21 protein-coding genes are annotated in these 16,432 nt (G+C 54.9%); 1 reads left to right on the top strand and 20 read right to left on the bottom strand.

What is annotated here, in order from left to right; all coding sequences use genetic code 11:
• From HMPREF0372_RS10085 to HMPREF0372_RS19170, 4 genes are all read right to left on the bottom strand, one after another.
• Nucleotides 1-727: VirD4-like conjugal transfer protein, CD1115 family (locus HMPREF0372_RS10085; protein ID WP_007491789.1), on the bottom strand; the 727-nt coding region annotated here is incomplete at its 3' end.
• A gap of 168 nt (nucleotides 728-895) precedes the next feature.
• Nucleotides 896-2,773 carry a group II intron reverse transcriptase/maturase gene (gene ltrA, locus HMPREF0372_RS10080; RefSeq protein ID WP_007491778.1) on the bottom strand — a complete coding sequence of 626 codons (1,878 nt, stop codon included), beginning with the start codon at nucleotides 2,771-2,773 and terminating at the stop codon, nucleotides 896-898.
• A 662-nt stretch (nucleotides 2,774-3,435) separates the two neighbouring features.
• Nucleotides 3,436-4,194 carry a type IV secretory system conjugative DNA transfer family protein gene (locus HMPREF0372_RS10075; protein WP_007491775.1) on the bottom strand — a complete coding sequence of 253 codons (759 nt, stop codon included), beginning with the start codon at nucleotides 4,192-4,194 and terminating at the stop codon, nucleotides 3,436-3,438.
• A gap of 66 nt (nucleotides 4,195-4,260) precedes the next feature.
• Nucleotides 4,261-4,749, bottom strand: a complete 489-nt coding sequence (locus HMPREF0372_RS19170; protein ID WP_007491773.1) for an SLOG family protein — start codon at nucleotides 4,747-4,749, stop codon at nucleotides 4,261-4,263.
• Between the two features lie 114 nt (nucleotides 4,750-4,863).
• Here HMPREF0372_RS19170 and HMPREF0372_RS10070 point away from each other — a divergent pair, with 114 nt between their 5' ends.
• Nucleotides 4,864-5,088, top strand: coding sequence for a helix-turn-helix domain-containing protein (locus tag HMPREF0372_RS10070; RefSeq protein ID WP_007491771.1), 225 nt, complete (start codon nucleotides 4,864-4,866; stop codon nucleotides 5,086-5,088).
• A gap of 5 nt (nucleotides 5,089-5,093) precedes the next feature.
• On the opposite strand, the gene HMPREF0372_RS10065 is transcribed toward HMPREF0372_RS10070, so the two are convergent.
• The 16 genes from HMPREF0372_RS10065 to HMPREF0372_RS09990 form a co-directional block, all read right to left on the bottom strand.
• Complete coding sequence (locus tag HMPREF0372_RS10065) at nucleotides 5,094-5,741, bottom strand: DUF3801 domain-containing protein (RefSeq protein ID WP_007491769.1); 648 nt, start codon at nucleotides 5,739-5,741, stop codon at nucleotides 5,094-5,096.
• Nucleotides 5,722-7,128 (bottom strand): relaxase/mobilization nuclease domain-containing protein, encoded by a 1,407-nt coding sequence (locus HMPREF0372_RS10060; protein WP_007491767.1) that lies wholly within the window; start codon nucleotides 7,126-7,128, stop codon nucleotides 5,722-5,724. The genes HMPREF0372_RS10065 and HMPREF0372_RS10060 overlap by 20 nt, the downstream gene beginning before the upstream one ends.
• On the bottom strand, nucleotides 7,128-7,445 hold the full coding sequence (locus HMPREF0372_RS10055) for a plasmid mobilization protein (protein ID WP_039997179.1): 318 nt from the start codon (nucleotides 7,443-7,445) through the stop codon (nucleotides 7,128-7,130). Before HMPREF0372_RS10055 ends, HMPREF0372_RS10060 begins: the two co-directional genes overlap by 1 nt.
• 432 nt (nucleotides 7,446-7,877) lie before the next feature.
• Nucleotides 7,878-8,621, bottom strand: coding sequence for a DNA-methyltransferase (locus tag HMPREF0372_RS10050; RefSeq protein ID WP_007491764.1), 744 nt, complete (start codon nucleotides 8,619-8,621; stop codon nucleotides 7,878-7,880).
• Nucleotides 8,611-9,204: a hypothetical protein gene (locus HMPREF0372_RS10045; protein WP_007491762.1), complete on the bottom strand. Its 594-nt coding sequence runs from the start codon at nucleotides 9,202-9,204 to the stop codon at nucleotides 8,611-8,613. The genes HMPREF0372_RS10050 and HMPREF0372_RS10045 overlap by 11 nt, the downstream gene beginning before the upstream one ends.
• A complete protein-coding gene (locus HMPREF0372_RS10040) occupies nucleotides 9,201-9,980 on the bottom strand; it encodes a DUF7768 domain-containing protein (RefSeq protein WP_007491760.1) in 780 nt (259 codons plus the stop codon). The genes HMPREF0372_RS10045 and HMPREF0372_RS10040 overlap by 4 nt, the downstream gene beginning before the upstream one ends.
• A complete protein-coding gene (locus HMPREF0372_RS10035; RefSeq protein WP_230979275.1) occupies nucleotides 9,977-10,522 on the bottom strand; it encodes a hypothetical protein in 546 nt (181 codons plus the stop codon). The genes HMPREF0372_RS10040 and HMPREF0372_RS10035 overlap by 4 nt, the downstream gene beginning before the upstream one ends.
• 98 nt (nucleotides 10,523-10,620) lie before the next feature.
• Complete coding sequence (locus tag HMPREF0372_RS10030) at nucleotides 10,621-11,364, bottom strand: adenine nucleotide alpha hydrolase family protein (RefSeq protein WP_007491757.1); 744 nt, start codon at nucleotides 11,362-11,364, stop codon at nucleotides 10,621-10,623.
• Complete coding sequence (gene metK / locus HMPREF0372_RS10025) at nucleotides 11,361-12,512, bottom strand: methionine adenosyltransferase (RefSeq protein ID WP_007491755.1); 1,152 nt, start codon at nucleotides 12,510-12,512, stop codon at nucleotides 11,361-11,363. Before metK ends, HMPREF0372_RS10030 begins: the two co-directional genes overlap by 4 nt.
• Nucleotides 12,502-12,906, bottom strand: a complete 405-nt coding sequence (locus HMPREF0372_RS10020; protein WP_007491753.1) for a DUF3846 domain-containing protein — start codon at nucleotides 12,904-12,906, stop codon at nucleotides 12,502-12,504. Before HMPREF0372_RS10020 ends, metK begins: the two co-directional genes overlap by 11 nt.
• Before the next feature lie 15 nt (nucleotides 12,907-12,921).
• Entirely contained in the window at nucleotides 12,922-13,446 is a 525-nt protein-coding gene (locus tag HMPREF0372_RS10015; protein ID WP_007491751.1) for a gamma-glutamylcyclotransferase family protein, read from the bottom strand.
• A 7-nt stretch (nucleotides 13,447-13,453) separates the two neighbouring features.
• On the bottom strand, nucleotides 13,454-13,705 hold the full coding sequence (locus tag HMPREF0372_RS10010) for a hypothetical protein (protein WP_007491749.1): 252 nt from the start codon (nucleotides 13,703-13,705) through the stop codon (nucleotides 13,454-13,456).
• Nucleotides 13,702-14,673, bottom strand: coding sequence for an amidoligase family protein (locus tag HMPREF0372_RS10005; protein ID WP_007491747.1), 972 nt, complete (start codon nucleotides 14,671-14,673; stop codon nucleotides 13,702-13,704). The genes HMPREF0372_RS10010 and HMPREF0372_RS10005 overlap by 4 nt, the downstream gene beginning before the upstream one ends.
• Nucleotides 14,674-14,767: 94 nt before the next feature.
• Nucleotides 14,768-15,067: a hypothetical protein gene (locus HMPREF0372_RS20595; protein ID WP_230979274.1), complete on the bottom strand. Its 300-nt coding sequence runs from the start codon at nucleotides 15,065-15,067 to the stop codon at nucleotides 14,768-14,770.
• Entirely contained in the window at nucleotides 15,057-15,989 is a 933-nt protein-coding gene (locus HMPREF0372_RS09995; protein WP_007491744.1) for a ParM/StbA family protein, read from the bottom strand. Before HMPREF0372_RS09995 ends, HMPREF0372_RS20595 begins: the two co-directional genes overlap by 11 nt.
• Nucleotides 15,986-16,354, bottom strand: a complete 369-nt coding sequence (locus HMPREF0372_RS09990) for a hypothetical protein (RefSeq protein WP_007491742.1) — start codon at nucleotides 16,352-16,354, stop codon at nucleotides 15,986-15,988. Before HMPREF0372_RS09990 ends, HMPREF0372_RS09995 begins: the two co-directional genes overlap by 4 nt.
• Nucleotides 16,355-16,432 lie beyond the last annotated feature (78 nt).

Raw genomic sequence — 16,432 nt, 5'->3', positions numbered from 1 at the left:
ACACTACTTTGCTCAACGCCCTATCTGGGCGCACTGTATCAATGGTGGCCTTGCCCAGGGCCTCAGAGATGTACTTATGGGTGCTCTGCTCGTTGCCGCCCAGATAGAGGATGGTGTCCGAGTTGCCGGGGATGGTTTCCCAGGAGTCCTTGTACAGCTCCTTGATCTGGGCCATGTTCTGAATGATGGTGCTGGAGGAAATGTTGCGGGAACGCATGGTGGCCAATTCACGGGTGTACCCTGGCAGCGGCATAGCCGCAAACTCATCCAATACAAAGTGGACGTGCCGGGGCAGCGCCCCATGATGGATCTGGTCTGCGCTGTAATAAAGCATCTGAAACGCCTGGGAATAGAGCAGGGACACCAAGAAATTGAAGGTGTTGTCATTGTCCGGGATCACGGCGTAGAGAGCGCATTTCTTTTCTCCCAGGGTATAGAGGTCCATATCGTCGTGATCCGTGATGGCCCGAATCTGGGGCAGGTTAAAGGGGGCCAGACGAACCGCGGCGGATACCAGGATGCTCTTGGCTGTCTTGCCCGCGCTCTGCTTGAATACTTTGTACTGCCTGAGAGCCACGCTCTCCGGGTTCTCCCGTTCCATGGCCTGGAACAGCAGATCCAGGGGGGAAAGATACTCGTCATCCTCCTCTCGAACCTCCGCGTATTCCAGTACCCGCATGACCATGGAGAAGTTCTGCTCATACTCCGGGGCCTCCTGGAACAGCATGAGGATGATGGCCTGGAGGAGCGCCGTCTCCGCCTATAGTGATAGGTAATCCTTTGAAGTAATCGCCGGATTTTCCCCCACTCCACACCGGACATGCGACTTTCACCGCATCCGGCGTTCCATCGATTGTGTTATCAGGCATTTAATCAATCACCAATAGAAAGTTGTTCAGATTTCCGCCAATTTCGCAGCGGTGCGCAGGTTGTTGATTTTGGTCAGTTGTTTTCTTGTTACAGTCAGTTGCTTGCAGACGCTCTTGAGAGCGGCCGTGTCCTGGTCGGTCAGCAAGGGCAGATACCGCCTGTGGAGCAGCACCAGATTGCTGTATCGCTCCTGGCCGCCTTGCTCCTTTGGAACCTTCATGTGACACACGATACTGTCCGGCTGCAAGAACCATTCGCCGCTGACAGCGCACTTGCCCTTCTGGGCAGACAGCAGGGAGAGCCTGCAATCGGCGTATTCCAGACTGTGGCCTTGCGGCGGATGTTCCCGCAGATACGCAAACAGGGTCGTATCCATCTCCAGATTATCGTGTATCTTTTTCCGTCCCGTCGGAGAGAAGCAGCAGACGGCGGCGCTGATTCCGATTGCGGTTTTATACTTGATGAACGCAATGGGGTAGATTGGCCGGTTGATACCGGACACATACCGCACCATTTGAGAAGCGCCGAAACGCTCCTTTTCACTGTCCGTCATGGCACCGCCCTCCCGGACGAGTTGACAGCCGGTTTCCGTGTTCAGACGGTTGGTCAGCACTGTCATAACTCTGCGGTGGATTTTCCGGCAGTCCAGACTGATACAGGTAGCGATCCTGTAGTAGTTCTGGATGCCCAACACCATTTCGTCAAACAGGCCGATTTCGTCCGGCTGCGTCCGCCCTCGGGCTGGCTTTGCGATGCGCTTTGCCTGCTCCACCAGCTTGCTTTCTTCCAACTGTAGCTTTTTGTCACAGATGTGGGACTTCACGACATACTTCCCGCCCTTGTGGTACACCATGATTTTGAAGCCAAGAAACTCGGAGTATCGCTTTCGGACATTGACAATGCGTGTTTTCTCCGGGGAGACCTCCAGCTTTAACCGTTCGGCAATCCATCTTGTGACAGCTTCCATGGTCTTCTCCGCGTCCTCTCGGTTCCGGCAGAAGATACGGAAGTCATCCGCATAGCGCACGATGAACATTTCCTTGAGATTGCTGATCCGCATTTTCTGATAACCGTAGCTCTTGTCAAATACTTCTGAGGTACGGATGGTGCGCCATTTGCCATAATGGTTTGCCACCGGGTGATCCAACCATTGGTTGTCAATCCAGTGATCCAGCTCATTGAGTACCACATTGGCCAACAGTGGGGAGATGATCCCGCCCTGGGGCGTTCCCTTAGTCGGGTAGACGGTGCTGCCGTCCGGCATACGGATAGGAGCCTTCAGGATACGCTTGAGGACAAACAGAAGCTGTTTGTCCTGGATGCCCATAGTCCAGAGCTGCTTGATCAGTTTGCTGTGGTTCACATTGTCAAAGAATTCTTTGATGTCGAACTCCAAAACATAGTGTAAATGTGCCCGTTGCAGCAGGGAGTAAGTACGGGAAATTGCGTGCTCTACTGACCGATTCGGGCGGAACCCATAGCTGTTGTTGCTGAACTTTGCCTCACAGATGGGTTCCAGGATTTGTTTGATGCATTGCTGCACCAATCTGTCCCAGATACAGGGAATACCCAGCGGCCTGGTTTTGCCGTTTGGCTTTGGAATGTCCTTCCGGCGCACTGGTTTGGGACGGTAGCCGTGTTCGCTGCCTGTGACAATTTTTCTGACCTTACCGATGACCTCAGCCGGTGGAAGCCGTCCAATGTCACCGATATTCTGCTTGTCTGTTCCTGCTGTGTAGCTGCCTGTGTTGGTCTTGATATTTCTGTAGGCCAGCATGATGTTGTCCGGGCTTAATACCAGTTCCATCAGGCCGGTGAATGTTTCACCGGCTTTGCTTTTGGCGTACAGTTCGTCAAATGTCCGCTGCATACCGTAATACTCGGCGTGCCGCTGGGCGTCCATACACAGGACTCTTTTCCTTTCTTTTGGCATAAGGCATCACCTCCCGTTTGGAAAAGTGACCCTTTTGGTCTTACTCGAATCCTTATGATTGGATTGAATAATGCCTGTTTCCACAATTCGACTTGTGACCATTCCTCCATCCCCATTACAGGGACTTCTTCGGTTCGATCACTACTTTTCAGCAGCGGTTCACCCGCTTATTGTTCTTCGCCGGGTTCTTTCTTGCGAAAGCCGCTGCCTTTCCTCGTTCCGGTAATTCTATCTGTGCATCTATACCTTTAGGTTTCCGCTATGAGCCTGCCGGCTGGGATGTGCCTGTAACACAACATGGTCGTTCGTAGGGCAAATTTCTACTAAACCACACCGGCTGCGCTTGAACGCACCCATACATTTCTATATGGTCTTCTTATAGACCCGTACATTCGCGGATTCGTCAGTTCGCCTGCCAGGGCGAACATTCTAACCATGGGTATTTTATAGACCCTTGGCCTATAGGCAACACAGTCTGCCTCCAGACCGCTTTCGGTCACCGTTGGCGGCGGCTACGGTTGCTCTCAGCCGTTGTCGTGGGGCTTCGTACACCGGCTTTGCAGCCGATGCACGCCCACCGAGGGCAGGCGTTTCAGGGCGTTACCCCGTCATTCCACCTGTCGAATTACCAGTTATCCAAACAACGGTATTTTGTTGTTTGTCCGCTGACTTTTTACCGTCAGCGAACGAGTCGCACTGGTCCAGAACGGATCAGATTCATGGCTGCCCTTTGGTGTGGTAGCCTGGATGAGATTATTAACCAGCTTGAGGACATCTTTTTCATCTTTCAGATAGCGGAATGGGTTATACCCGTCCGACTCCTCCAGGTTGACCAGGTTGAGTACCCGGATGTCATATCCCTTGCTTTTCAGCCACCCTCCGGTGGCTGTGAGCACCTCCATTTTCGGGTCGGTAATGACATAATTGGTGTTGGCCTCCAGAATGTTTGGTTTCACATAGCTGCGGGTCTTAGCCGCGCCGCTGCCGCCAATAACCAGGACGTTGAGGGAGCGGCGGTGCTTGTGGGTGTCCAGGCCCAGGCGGACATGGCGGGTCAGGATCTTGTTCTCTTTTTGGCGGAACATGGCATTGACCTGCCGTGGAGATCCCCAGGCAGCGGAGCCGTGCTCCTCGCCGTCCCGAGTGCGCCGTTGCTCAGAGGCGTAGACGCATAGGCCCATGATATAGAGGCTGGTGCAGATCAGGATGGACAGCAGGCTTTTGTCTGTCCAATGGATATCCAGCGGGTGCTGGAGCGCCGTTGTCAGGTTGGTAAGAAGTTCCGGCAATCCACGCCCCAAGGATTGGGCAATGAGCAATGCGCCCCAGACCACCGGAACATAGAAAAACAGGGCCAGGATAATGTCCCCGGCCCTGGAGCTTTGTTTCATGAAAACTCACCTCCAGACAAAACACAGGGGACTCAGCAGATGGATTCGTCTGCTGAGTCCCCCTATTTATGGTGTGATGATAACACACGGAATGTGCTGTTGTTTGGCATAAGCGATGGTATTTCTGGTTCCGCCGCTCTCACCTGTATAGACCGCAATCACCCGTCCGGAGTGATCTACCATCCATTCATTGCGGCGCTGGTATGCGGAATAGGAGAACTCCCTACTAATGCAGCGCACCATATCTGCGTGCCGTATCACCTCCACATAACGACTAGTCCAAGACGCACTCCAATGAAGCCCAAAAATTTCATACGGAAGTGCGCAGATCAGCTTCAGTCGGTTATCTGATACTCTGCGTTTAAGAACCAGCTCTGCCGCGCAAATATCTACCCCCTTTGCCATACCTGAAATAAATGTAGTAAACCCATCTTCTATCGCTCGGTCGATTTCCAGTCCTAATTGTACACATAGCGGTTCTTCGGGAATTTTCAGCTTTTCTGGCCTGTGTCCCGTAAAGCAGCAACGGTGCTGCCGTAGTTCTTGCTCATGCATAAACCACTCCTCCCTAGGTATAGACTATAACATTATCCAATGTAATAGTCTATACCTTTAGGTGGGCAATTCCATATTATCTAACTACAACATTAGATAATAGGAGCATGAGATATGGTAAAACTAAATGTGTTGGCATTGCTGGAGAAACAGGGCAGGACAAAATATTGGCTCTATAAGCAACTTGGAATGAGCTATCAGAATTTCAACCGCATGGTGAACAATGAAACTCAGTCTATCAAATTGGAGCGAATTGAAACCCTGTGTTTATTGCTAAACTGCACACCAAATGACTTGTTTGTAATCGATTGTGAGTGTGAACATACTCCCCAACAGTAGGGGCATTATCTCTGTTTGGGGTGTCCTTTTTGTCTGTTTCTGGCCGGAGCCGCTTTGTGCTGCCGATTCAGCTGCTCCCGGTACCCCTTCAGCTGTGCCAGAACAGAGGGGCGCTCATGGGTCGTCTCCGTACTGATTTCGCTCTTGGAGATACTGGAGCTGCCGCTGATACCGGCCAAGTCGAACTCCGACCGAGACTCTTTTTTTGGCGTTTTTTCCTCCCGGATCACGGAATCCCGCATGGGGGCTTGCTCCTTGGCTGGTGTACTCTGGCGATCCTGCGGAAGGTATCGGATGCGCGCAAAAATGAGATTGGCGCGCTCCAGCTCTGTGACTGGCATGGCCACATCTACCACCTTGCCGCGACCATCCGAATCCCGGATGACAGAAAACAGGATCTTCTGTTTGACTGCCCTCTGCTTGAATGCCTGATACTGTTCCGGCGACATTGGGAACATTCGGATATCCCGTGTCTCCCTGAGCATTTTTCCCATGTTGACCTTCCCGGACAGGGTCTTGTGATGCTTTGCCAAAGCCAGCGTGATGGCCAGTAGATTTTTGAGAGCGGATGCACCCAGCCGAACCGTCACTTCTGTGCCGGTCAACATCATGCGAACCATCTGGTCGGCAGCCTCACCGCCTCCGATGTTCATCGTGTTCCACCTCTTTTCCTCTTGTTTCGGTTTTGCGGATATCTTCTTCCATCTGCTTACTTGCCGTCTGGATTTCCCGGCACAGGTCCAGCTTTTTGCGTTCTGCGCGGATCTGCCGGTTCAGATCGGCAAGTTGGTTATACACCTCCGTTTTTTCTTGAGTCAGATGCTCTGATGGGACGCCGCACCGCTCCAGCAGACGCACGGCCTCCATGTAGCGGGCAAACTCATCTTCCATGCCGGACAGCCCGTTCTCATAGAGTGCCTTGGCCGGTGCCAGGGCCTCCACATCCGCCAAGGCGTCGTACACCGCCTGCCGCTTCTTTTTGCGCACATTGAGGATGGTGCGCTGCTTCATCAGATTGGCCAGCGTTTCCTCTGTGCGGCTTTGATAGGCAGTCATTTCGTCAGTGGTGGAAATGTTGTTCTCTCGCAGAAAAGCGAACTGTGTTCGGTACTGCTCAAACTTCATGACTTCCTGCCGCAGGTGCGGCGTCATCCTGGGGGGATACTGTCGCTGTTCGATTTTTCCCAGCAGGTAGAGATAATGAACGTACAGGGCCAAAAAGCCCGTGTGTTTGGGGTGTCTGCGGTAGGGACGAAACATGGGTCTGTCCGCAAAAGCGGCCCGTTGACCTGTCTCGATTTCCTCCAAATTGCCCAGGATGGCGGCACGGATACTGTCCTCTGTGAATGCGGCATTTTTTCTGCCTGGATACTGAAACCGCTCCTGCCCCCGCAGACGGAATCCCAGACGGTTTCCGTGGCGGATCTCGTAGCCCTTGTGCTCCATGAGCAGGAAGAAGTGTCCCAGGTCATTGGCGTCCTCAATGGACTCCCGGAGATCCGCCTCCAGCATGGAGCGGAAGGTGGGTTGACCCTTGGATTGACGCAGCCACTCCACATAGCTCATGGATTTGGAGGCCTCTCCAGAGAGAATCACGGAGAGGCCGTGCTCCCGGCACAGCCGGTCTGAGATGGCCCGGATCTGGCAGTAATAGCTTCTGGCATTGCTATGATATTTCTCGCCGGTGTCCGCGTTCACGGAGTTGAACACAATGTGTGAGTGGATGTGCCCCCGATCCACATGGGTAGCAATTACCGCCTCGTAACCGTTCAGATGCTCCGCAGCGAAAGTCTTGGCAATTTCCAGAGCCAGCTCGGGAGAGATTTCACCGGGCTTGAAGGACTGGACAATATGGTAATACTGGACGCCCCCCATGTTTTCGGTGTCCCGTTTCGTCTCCAGCATCTGACGGCACTCCCGGCCTGGCTCACAGCCCTGATGGGCGGTGAGGATCTTCTGCTCCGTCTTATCGCCATTCAGGATATAGTCGATCCCGATATCCAACCGACCTTTTCGAGCCAGGATCTTGGTGACAGCCATTACGGATTGGCCACCTGGTACATCAACTCATAGACTTTATCCAGCAGGAACAGTCCACGCCTGGCATCCTCTGCCGTGGCGATACCGGCATTGACGCTGCGGGCGATCTGGTTGATGTTATTGCCGATGTGATGGATCTCCGTGCGGAGATCCTTGATCTCCTGGGAGGGTCTGGCCCGAATCGGAGTCCCATCGATGAGCCGGACGATATAAGCCCGTTTACACAGCCCGCAGAGTTTGGCCTGCTGGCAGAGTTGCTGATACTGCTCCGGCGTCAGTTCGATGTGCAGATGGTGTTTTTCTTTGGGGAGTCCCAAGCGTGCCTCCTTTCTGCGGCTCTGCCGCAAACCTTCCGCCCGCAGGCGGCATTGGGGTCAGGGGTTTCCCCTGCAAGCGCGCAAAATGTACATTTGCGCTATGCTTGCCCAACGCCGCCCTAGGCGGCGTTGGCTCGGCCCCGCCGAAGCAGGGCCTATTTTCAAGCGGTAAGTGGATTATAATCATGGCAGGCAGAGCCTGCCAGCTCCATGGAAAAGAAAAATCACCGCTCTGGACCAGAGAGGTGATGTCTGCCTTGCAGGCTGGAATGCTCAATATTCCTCTGACATAAACTCATCTCCATACAAGGGTGTCTATGTTAGCACCCTGAAGGTTAAAAAATCCGGGCAGGGTGTCTAATGTGACACCCTGCCCAAACTACAATATACTACCAGAAAACTCATCAAGGACAATCGGCAGACAGTACGCCGTCACACACCCTGGGCCAGTTCCCGCTCAATCCGTTCCTTGGACAGGGCGGCATAGGCATCCGTAACCTCGATGCCAGTGGCGGAGTAACCCTCCAGCACGGCAGCCAGCACCGTGCTGCCGGAACCGGCAAAGGGGTCCAGAATACGCCCTCCCGGCTCGGTGATCTTTACCACATCCCGCATGAGCTGCAAGGGCTTTTCCGTCAGGTGGATGCGGTTCTGGGGATTGCCGTACTTGAATACGCCGGGCAGACAGGGGACTGGTCTGCTGATAGGCATATCCCCGTTGGAACCCCAGACAATGTACTCAGCCTGCTGGCGGAAACGGCCCTTCTGGGGACGGCTGTTGCCTTTGTCCCATACAGCGGTACCGCGCCAGATCCACCCCGCCCACTGGAGCGCATCAGTGGCCGCGGGGAGCTGCCGCCAATCGATGAACATGCACACAGGGGCACCGGGTTTACAGACCTTGCGGGCATCATAGAGCCATTCAGCGGCCCAGCGGGTCCAGGATCGCTGATCCTTGGAGTCGCCGTCAAAGGGAGGGGGCGCGCTTTCCCCCATGCTGGAATATTTCTTGTCGGTGGACTTGTTTTTCTCCGCCTGGGTCCGACCCCCGGAGGCATAGGGGGGATCGGTGATGACCGCATCGAAGGTATTAGGGGCAAACTCGCGCAGGACCTTCAGCGCGTCGCCGTGGATAATCTCCCAACTGGGACGGATCGCAGTGATGTTATCGCTCATAGGCATGTTTCTCCTTCTTTCCTTTGGATTGATCTTGGAGCGCGGACAGTTCCGTCTCCACATATTCGCTGATGATACACAGCGCCTCATGGTAACTGTGGCAATTCCCTCCGGTGATGCGGTCGCACATCTCTTTGGCCTGGTCACCCATGCCATGCTCCCGGAGGGTTCTGGACGCTGCCCCCATCAGGTTGAAGATGTTACCGTCTTGTTCAATCAGCGAACAGTACGGTTTCGATCGCTCCTGCTGGTGGGGCTGCCCCAGGAAACCACCCAGCCGGTTGGGTACATAGTCGGACAGCCAAGTGCCTCCAAACTGGCTGTGTGTCTGAATCCGCCACATCGCAAGCTTTCCCACATTCAGCTGAACCCCATCAAAAGAGAGCAGCAGGTTTGTGAGACCGTCGTGCTGGAATGTGGCCGCGTTTTCGAACTTGGAGCCGTTCAGCAGGATTCCTTCCTGAGTAAGCAGCTCGTTGATGCCGTCCACCCATTCCTGAAGGTCGCCGCCGCAGCCCTGGAGGATCAGCCCCTCCTCATCGGTCATGTGCCGCAAGTCCTCCGTGGTCTTTTCTCGGATCATTTGACCTCCTCGCGCTTGGCGCTTTTCTTTCTTCTGGGCGAAGTGCGTCCCTTCGTTTTCAAATCGGTTACCACTGGGATATCCAGTTTATTGGCGCGATGGATCTCCGCCCACATCCCTTCCGTGACCGGTCCATAGACATTGACCTGCTGACACTTTTCTACCAGCCGAAGGCCCATCTCCCGTGCGGCCTGATCCTGCACCGGATCGCCCGGATCTGCGATGGGTGGGAACATGAGATGGGGGCAGACTGGGATGTCGCCCGCCTGAAAGACTTCCTGGGCTTTCTGTCTGGCGAACTCAATGTTTTTCTCTACCTCACCTCGGAGGGGCGCGCAGATGTACACCAATTTGGGCCCGTGGTCTTTTGCCGGGACTTGAATGCGAAAAGTCCCCACATAGTCGCTGGCCATTTGCCGGAGCTGCCGGTAGTCCTCCTGGGAGGGATGGTAGGCATACCAATCGATTCGGTCACCATCTACCCAAATATGCGGATCAACGCCATCCCGCAGGTAGGGGTTGTTGGGGATCTTCTGTTTTCCCCATACATCCTTGAAACGAAGAGTCAGCTTGTCCACCACACCCTGACTGCTGTCCAGCAGCGTCAGGCGGAGAGCGGCATAGTGGTCCGCATGGCCCAATGTAACAAATTCAGCCCTCACCTGACGGTTTCTGTCCAAGCCACCCAGGCAGGCACGGCCTACAAAGACCGGATCATGGATCACAGCCCCGTCCGCAAACAGTTTGCGGAGTTCCTGCTCAAAAAAGTTGCTCATCTGCTCATCTCACAGCCTTTCTGTTTCTTGGGGGGAGAAGGAGCTGGCTGTTGAGGAGCCAGTTCGTCTCGGGACGAATCCCGGATCACAGAACGGTTTTTCCCGCTGATCACCAGGGTGTCCAGTGTATCGTTGCGGATTTCCTCACCGCTGATCACCAATGCGCTGCCTGTCAGACGCACATCCCCGGATACTTTGCCATAGACCGCGCAGTGGCCGGACAGAATGGGAACGCCCATGGTATCCTTGTCATTGAGGATCATGGAAAAACCGGAGGCCCTGGCAGAAGCGCTGAGCACAGCGCCGCGTATATAGGCATTGTCCTCTACCCGCGCATGGCCGGAAAGGACAGCGCCCATAGAGATATAGGCGTTGTCGCAGACGACCGCCTCTCCGCGCAGAACAGCCTCCTTGTCAACATAGGCGTCATTACAGGCAATGGCATCGTCAAAAATCCATGCGGTATCGTCCGGCTCAAAGGAAAGGTTGCTCTCGCTCTCCACGAAGCCACCTAAATCACCGGCGCTGACCTCCGCACTCACATCTCGGAGCGCCCGGATACGATGAAGGAAGGGATACTTTTCGTGTGAGATCTCCGTGATTTCATATTTCTGATTGCTCGTTGTTCTCATCTCCTTTTTTATGCAGCATTTTGGAACAGACTCTCCTGCGCATCTTCCAAACGAAACTCCGCGTCAATGTCGGAGAAGGTCTCGCTGCGATTGAATTTCTCGCTTACCTTGTTGGGCAAGGCCTGCAGCTCCAACATCCGTTCCCACAGGTTTGGGTGGTAGTCATAGAGATGGCGCAGTTCTTTCCTTTTGGCGTTAGGGCAGAACCAGCAGCCCCCGCGGGTTGTAAATGTGTAGACAGGCGAAAGCAGCCCTGCACGCTGGCAGAGCTGCTTTGCATCTTCCTCTGTACAGTTGTACTTGTCCAGTAAGGAGACCCGGTTCCCGGCCAATCGAAGCAGCCGTTCCTGCTCGTCCTTGGCGATCCCAATATACTGAACTGTGTCGGGCGGCAGCGTTTTTTGGTATCGCAGGATCGGTTTCAGCTTGCAATCTCTCTGAACAGCACACCGTCCGCAGATGGGAAAAGAACGCAGAAGGCCCTTCTTGGGACCACGTGTGATTTTGCCTGTGAAGAGATCCACATACGTTTTCTCACTGCGCAGGACGGTTACCTTCACACCCCTGCGTTCTAAAGCAGGGATGGCGGTGGTGTAGATAAAATCTCGGTGTTCCGGCACCTCGCCGGAGATCTCCTTGTCGAACATGACCTCACAGTATACTGCCTCATCCAGAGGCTCCCCATGTTCCAGAGCCAGTAATATGGTGGCAAGGCTGTCCTTACCAAAGGAACAGGAGGCAACATGTTTCAACGGTCCGACACACCTGCTTCCTTGATGCGACAGGCGTTGCACAGTACCTCCACTTTATCCGTCTGCTCCCAGGGAGCGTCCGGATGGGTAAAGTGGCCATAGTTGCAGAGCTGAGCGAAGATGGGCTTGTCCAGTCCGAGGGTGTGGCGCATCCCGGCGGGGGTCAGGTCAAAGACCGCCTGGACGGCCTGTTCCAGCACATCATCCCGGTATTTGCCGGTCCCATCGGTGTCCACGTTGACCGCCACGGGTTCAGCCTTGCCAATGGCATAGGCCAGAGTGACTGTACAGCGAGCCGCAAGACCGGCAGATACAATGTTTTTTGCAATATAGCGGGCCATGTAGGCTCCGCTGCGGTCCACCTTGGTGGAGTCTTTACCAGACAGCGCGCCGCCGCCGTGAGGTGCCAGTCCGCCATAGGTATCCACCATCAGCTTGCGGCCCGTGAGGCCGGCATCCGCCTCAAATCCGCCGTAGACAAACCGCCCTGATGGATTGATCAGGATCTCTGTATTCGTATCGGGCGGCAGCTCCCGCAGTGCGGGCTGGATCACATGGTCCATGAGTTCCTCTCGCAGCTGGTCCAGATTTTTCTCAGGGGCATGCTGGCAGGACAGAACCACCGATGCAAGACGCACGGGGATATCGAAGTTGTACTCCACAGACACCTGCGCCTTGCCGTCCGGACGCAGGCCCTGGATCATCCCGGTTTTTCTGGCGTTGGTCAGCAGCCGGGTGAGCCGGTGGGCCAGGATCACCGGCAGAGGCAGACAGGATTCTGTCTCATCACAGGCAAAGCCATATATGATCCCCTGGTCGCCAGCCCCGGTCTGGACTCCTTCCCGCACAGCGTGAGCAATATCGTCGCTCTGATCGTGGGTGATGACCTCGATCTCATAGTCCAGCCCAGTGTACCCAGCTTCCCGGATGGTCCGGCAGACAATGGAGGGGATATCCGGCATGATCTTTGCCGAGATCTCTCCGGCCACCAGCACTTTGCCAGCTGTGGCCAGTACTTCGCAGGCCACATGGGCGGAGGAGTCACCCTTCAGACAGGCATCCAGAACAGAATCCGCGATGGTGTCGCAGAGTTTGTCAGGGTGGCCCTCGGTAACAGACTCTGCGGTCAAAATGTATTTATCTCTCATGGTCAGATTTCCCTTTCTTTTTTATGCGTTGATCGCCAACGATCCGTCCCTGTTCTCCGGTTGCCGTTCGCACAGGAAGGATCTGCACGTTGTCGTACAGGGACTTGTACCGCTGAAGCTGCTCATCCGTCAGGGAAACAAAGTCCTCCTGACCAAGCCCAGCGATAAAGAAGGTCCCGCAGATGATGTCATAGGGCAGGCGATCTTCATCCAGTAGCGGGCGGTTCATCGGCAGACCAAGGAGCTTTCCCTCAGAATTGCACACCAGGGCAACCGGCTCTTGGAACGGGTACACGGCTTCAATATCTCCGCCTACGATCCGCTGCATATCTGCGAGACTATTGATCTCCTGCACACGGCAGGGCTTTTGCGGTTCTACAACTAATACTTTCATGTGCGCTCATTCCCCCTATCGCTCTTTCCCACGTTGCTTCTTGGGCGATTTGGCCTGCCCGCCGCAGATACGGTTGAGTCTACTGCTCTCTTGATCCAGTTTCTTGGCACAATACTCCCACGCCTGTTTTAATTTGGACAGTGGCAGTCCGTTCTGGCGATAGCCATCCCGAATGCCCTGGTAATAATATTCCGAGGGCAGGGCGGGAGAGCGCCACCGATCCCCATCCGTCATCACGTAGGCCATGACAGTCAGCTGCCGCCCCGCATTATCCCGCACAGCAACAGACTCTTTTTCGTATAGGTGGGGATATCCCTTATAGAGATCGAGAGACCGCTCACAGCCTGGTGTGATCCGCCAAAGCAGGCCATGGACCTGCTGACCTTCCTTGGGCTTGATGGTGGCAACGCCATTTCCGCTTGCGTTGCCACGAAACAGCAGTTCATATCCCTCCAGCACGACCGGCCCCACCACCTGGGCCGCGGGACAGCGGTAGGCCATCTGATCCAGGTTGATGTTGCTGCCGTAGGCGAAATACAATTTATCTTCAGTTATGGTCCAACACCTCCAGCGCTCCGATCTTCGCCAGCGCCATGATCATGGTCTGTGCCTGTGCCTCCACACCGCGATCCGGCAGAATGCAGTCCTGATCCGTCATGCGGATGAAATTGCTGCGAAGTTGCCAGATGTAGCTTTCCGTGTCCGGAAACTCTGTGGGGTCAAAGGCAGCTTTCCGAAGTTGATCCATGATCTCCGTTCCGGTCCCCTCGTATACGGTGTCTTCAATGCGTATTTTCATCGTGCCACCTCACTGCTTCGGTTTTTCTTTTTCTTATTGACATCGTAACTGTCCTTGTCATAGCGCCATGCCCGATCCCCGTCCAAGTTGGCCAGAAGATGATCCCGCGTGTGTTTGAACTCCGGTCCATTCAACCCAAGGCGTACCAACCACACCCGGAAGGTGAACAGTTCGTTGTCACTTTGCGTCTTGCGCATAACGGTGCTGCGCTGGGCGATGGCTTGGGCCGATATGGCAAGGCACAGATTCACATAAGCGGCAGCCCGGCCCGCATGGAGAGTGGAGTTAAAACAGCGAAATTCCACGGTCCCTCGGTAAAACACAGAATGGAGATTGAGCGCATAGTACCGCGTCCAGTTGTAGTGCTCTGTACTGCCGTTGTCCCCCTCGTACCAGATGGCTTCCAGCTGTGTCAGGTTTTTGGTTTCTTCGGATGAAAGCTTGCGTGCCTTTTGCAGCATGGGTTCCCGTACCTTCTGACACCACCTGGAGGCCCGAGACTCATTGACCTGCAATGCCTTGAACAAAATATCCTCTTTGGAGTACATGATCCCGATGAGATTTTTTAGCGACTGCCGGTTGTGGTTTACAGCATCCACATGGATGTGGATACCGCAGGAGGAATTGACTTTTCCTCCTGCGGTGCGAACGCGGCGGACGCATTCCTGAAATTTGGGCAATTCCGCATAGGTCAGTTTGGGTGTGACCATCTCCACACGGTATCTCGGATCTGAGGTGGAGGTGTATCTGGCACCCACTTTGTGTTCGCCGCGGATGCTGCTGTCACTCATCAGCCGCCATTCTTTTCCCTCCCCATCCCGCACATACCAGCTGTCGTAGTAGTCATCGCCACGGCGAGGCTCCGTCCCAAAATAATCTGCCAAGGCTTGTGCCGCCTGTTCACGTGTAATTCCGGTCAGTTCCACTTCCACGCCGAAGCACTGATCTTTTAGTCCTACTTCATTCATGTCACTGCTCCCTTCTAAAACATGTTTCAAAACCTTGTAAACACTGTATCCGTTCGAAAACCGCTGATCCCGGCGAACATATCAAAATGGCGTATCAGGTGATCTCATCTCCTTCCTGCTGCAGGGCAAGAAGAAAGCCGAGGACATTCTCATCCATGTCCCCGGCCTGTGCCTGCTGGCTTTTTTCTGTTGTCAGATCCAAATTGCGCAACTCTTCCCGAATCAGCCCACGGATGGCAGACAGGAGGGCATCCTGTTCATGCGCTTTACACACCATCCGACACACAGTGTCTGTCCGCTGCCCGGCAGGGATGGAGCTGAGAATGTGCCATGCATCACGCTGTTGGGGTGATGTCAGAGAAAAAGAAAGGTTGAGCCGCCGCTTACCTGCCATTGCCGACACCCCGCGACATCTGCCCCACAAGGCGCTCATATCCTTTAGCGTTCAGGGATACGTCATCCAGGATAAGCGGGCGGCACAGGCCGTCTGTGGCCGAAAGGTGGCGTTTTAAGAGCGCCGCTCCGCCGCCCAGGAAAATGGCGGGCATGGCTCGGATGTCCAGGCCGCTCTCTGTGACTGCCGAGAGCAGGTTTCGGGCATACTTGCCTGCTTGGGCGTGGATGACCGCCCTGATTCGCTCGTCCATCCCGCCGGAGCTGCCCCGCAGGGCGCTTTCGATCTGAGCGGTAGTCATGGACAGCCCAAACAACCGGCGCACCTGTTCGCTGATTTCATCGACACAGCGGATCATGCCCAGTTCCAGACTCCGGCAGGAGGCAGCATTGGGGATGCGGTTGTCCAGACGCATCAGATCCACCGTCCAGCCGCCTATATCTGCCACGATGACGGACGGCTCGTCCAGCAGCTCCGTCTGGGTCAGGACGGCGGCATAGCCCTGGGGAAACAGGGACACCTCTCGGATGGTGATGGTATAGTCCTGCCCCTCATAGCGAAAAGGAATGGCACTCCCATCCCGGTACAGATACGAACGGAAGGACTTCTTGTCCCGGCCAAAGCTGGTCAGGGGCAGGCCCGCCGCCAGGTGGATGCTGGCGGTGTGTTCCGCACCCCGGTGCTCCAGCTCCTTGGCGATGGCTGCCAGGGTAAGCAGATAGTAGTCCTCCGTCTGGGTCTTATCCCTCTGAAGGGGCTGACGACCGCTGCCCACCACATAGTATCTGCCGCCGCACTCCAGCACATCTTTCTGGGTGTACGGCTCGTGTTCGTACTCTACTAACCCGGTGGGAAAGGAGAAGTGGACAGTTTTCATGGCTGCATAGCCATGATCCACGCCGATCACAATTACATCATTCATCTGGTATCGTGCTCCTTCCGATCATGTTGTTTCTGAGGATTTAGATGGTAGTTTTGCAGTATCGCTGTGTACAGCTTTTGCTCAAATGCCCGATATGCCGGTGTGGTGCGGTCGATAGGGAGAAGGACGGCCCGTTCGTAGCAGGTTCCAGGTACGATCTCCCAGCGGATGGCATGGAACTGATCCGCCAGCAGATAGCGCATGAGCTGATGACCGTTCATCAGTTCAAACATCCCGCGGGAGTCCTCATAAGGGAACTGCTTATATAGCTCAAAGCCTGTCAGCCTTTGGGCTGTGAAGTACAGCTTGAAGCCACCTGGGTCCAGTTCTGGGGCGAGCTGCTCATAGAATGTCTTTGCGTCCATCTCAACCAGCCCTTCTCCACTTTTGGGTCAGCCGTTCCAGAACAGTCAGCCTGCCGGACACTTTCCGCGCCGAGAGAT

Origin of the sequence: Flavonifractor plautii ATCC 29863, from assembly GCF_000239295.1 — a bacterium.
Lineage (GTDB): Bacteria > Bacillota > Clostridia > Oscillospirales > Oscillospiraceae > Flavonifractor > Flavonifractor plautii.
Note: the sequence above shows the minus strand (reverse complement) of the source record. Positions and strands in the feature narration are given on the sequence as shown.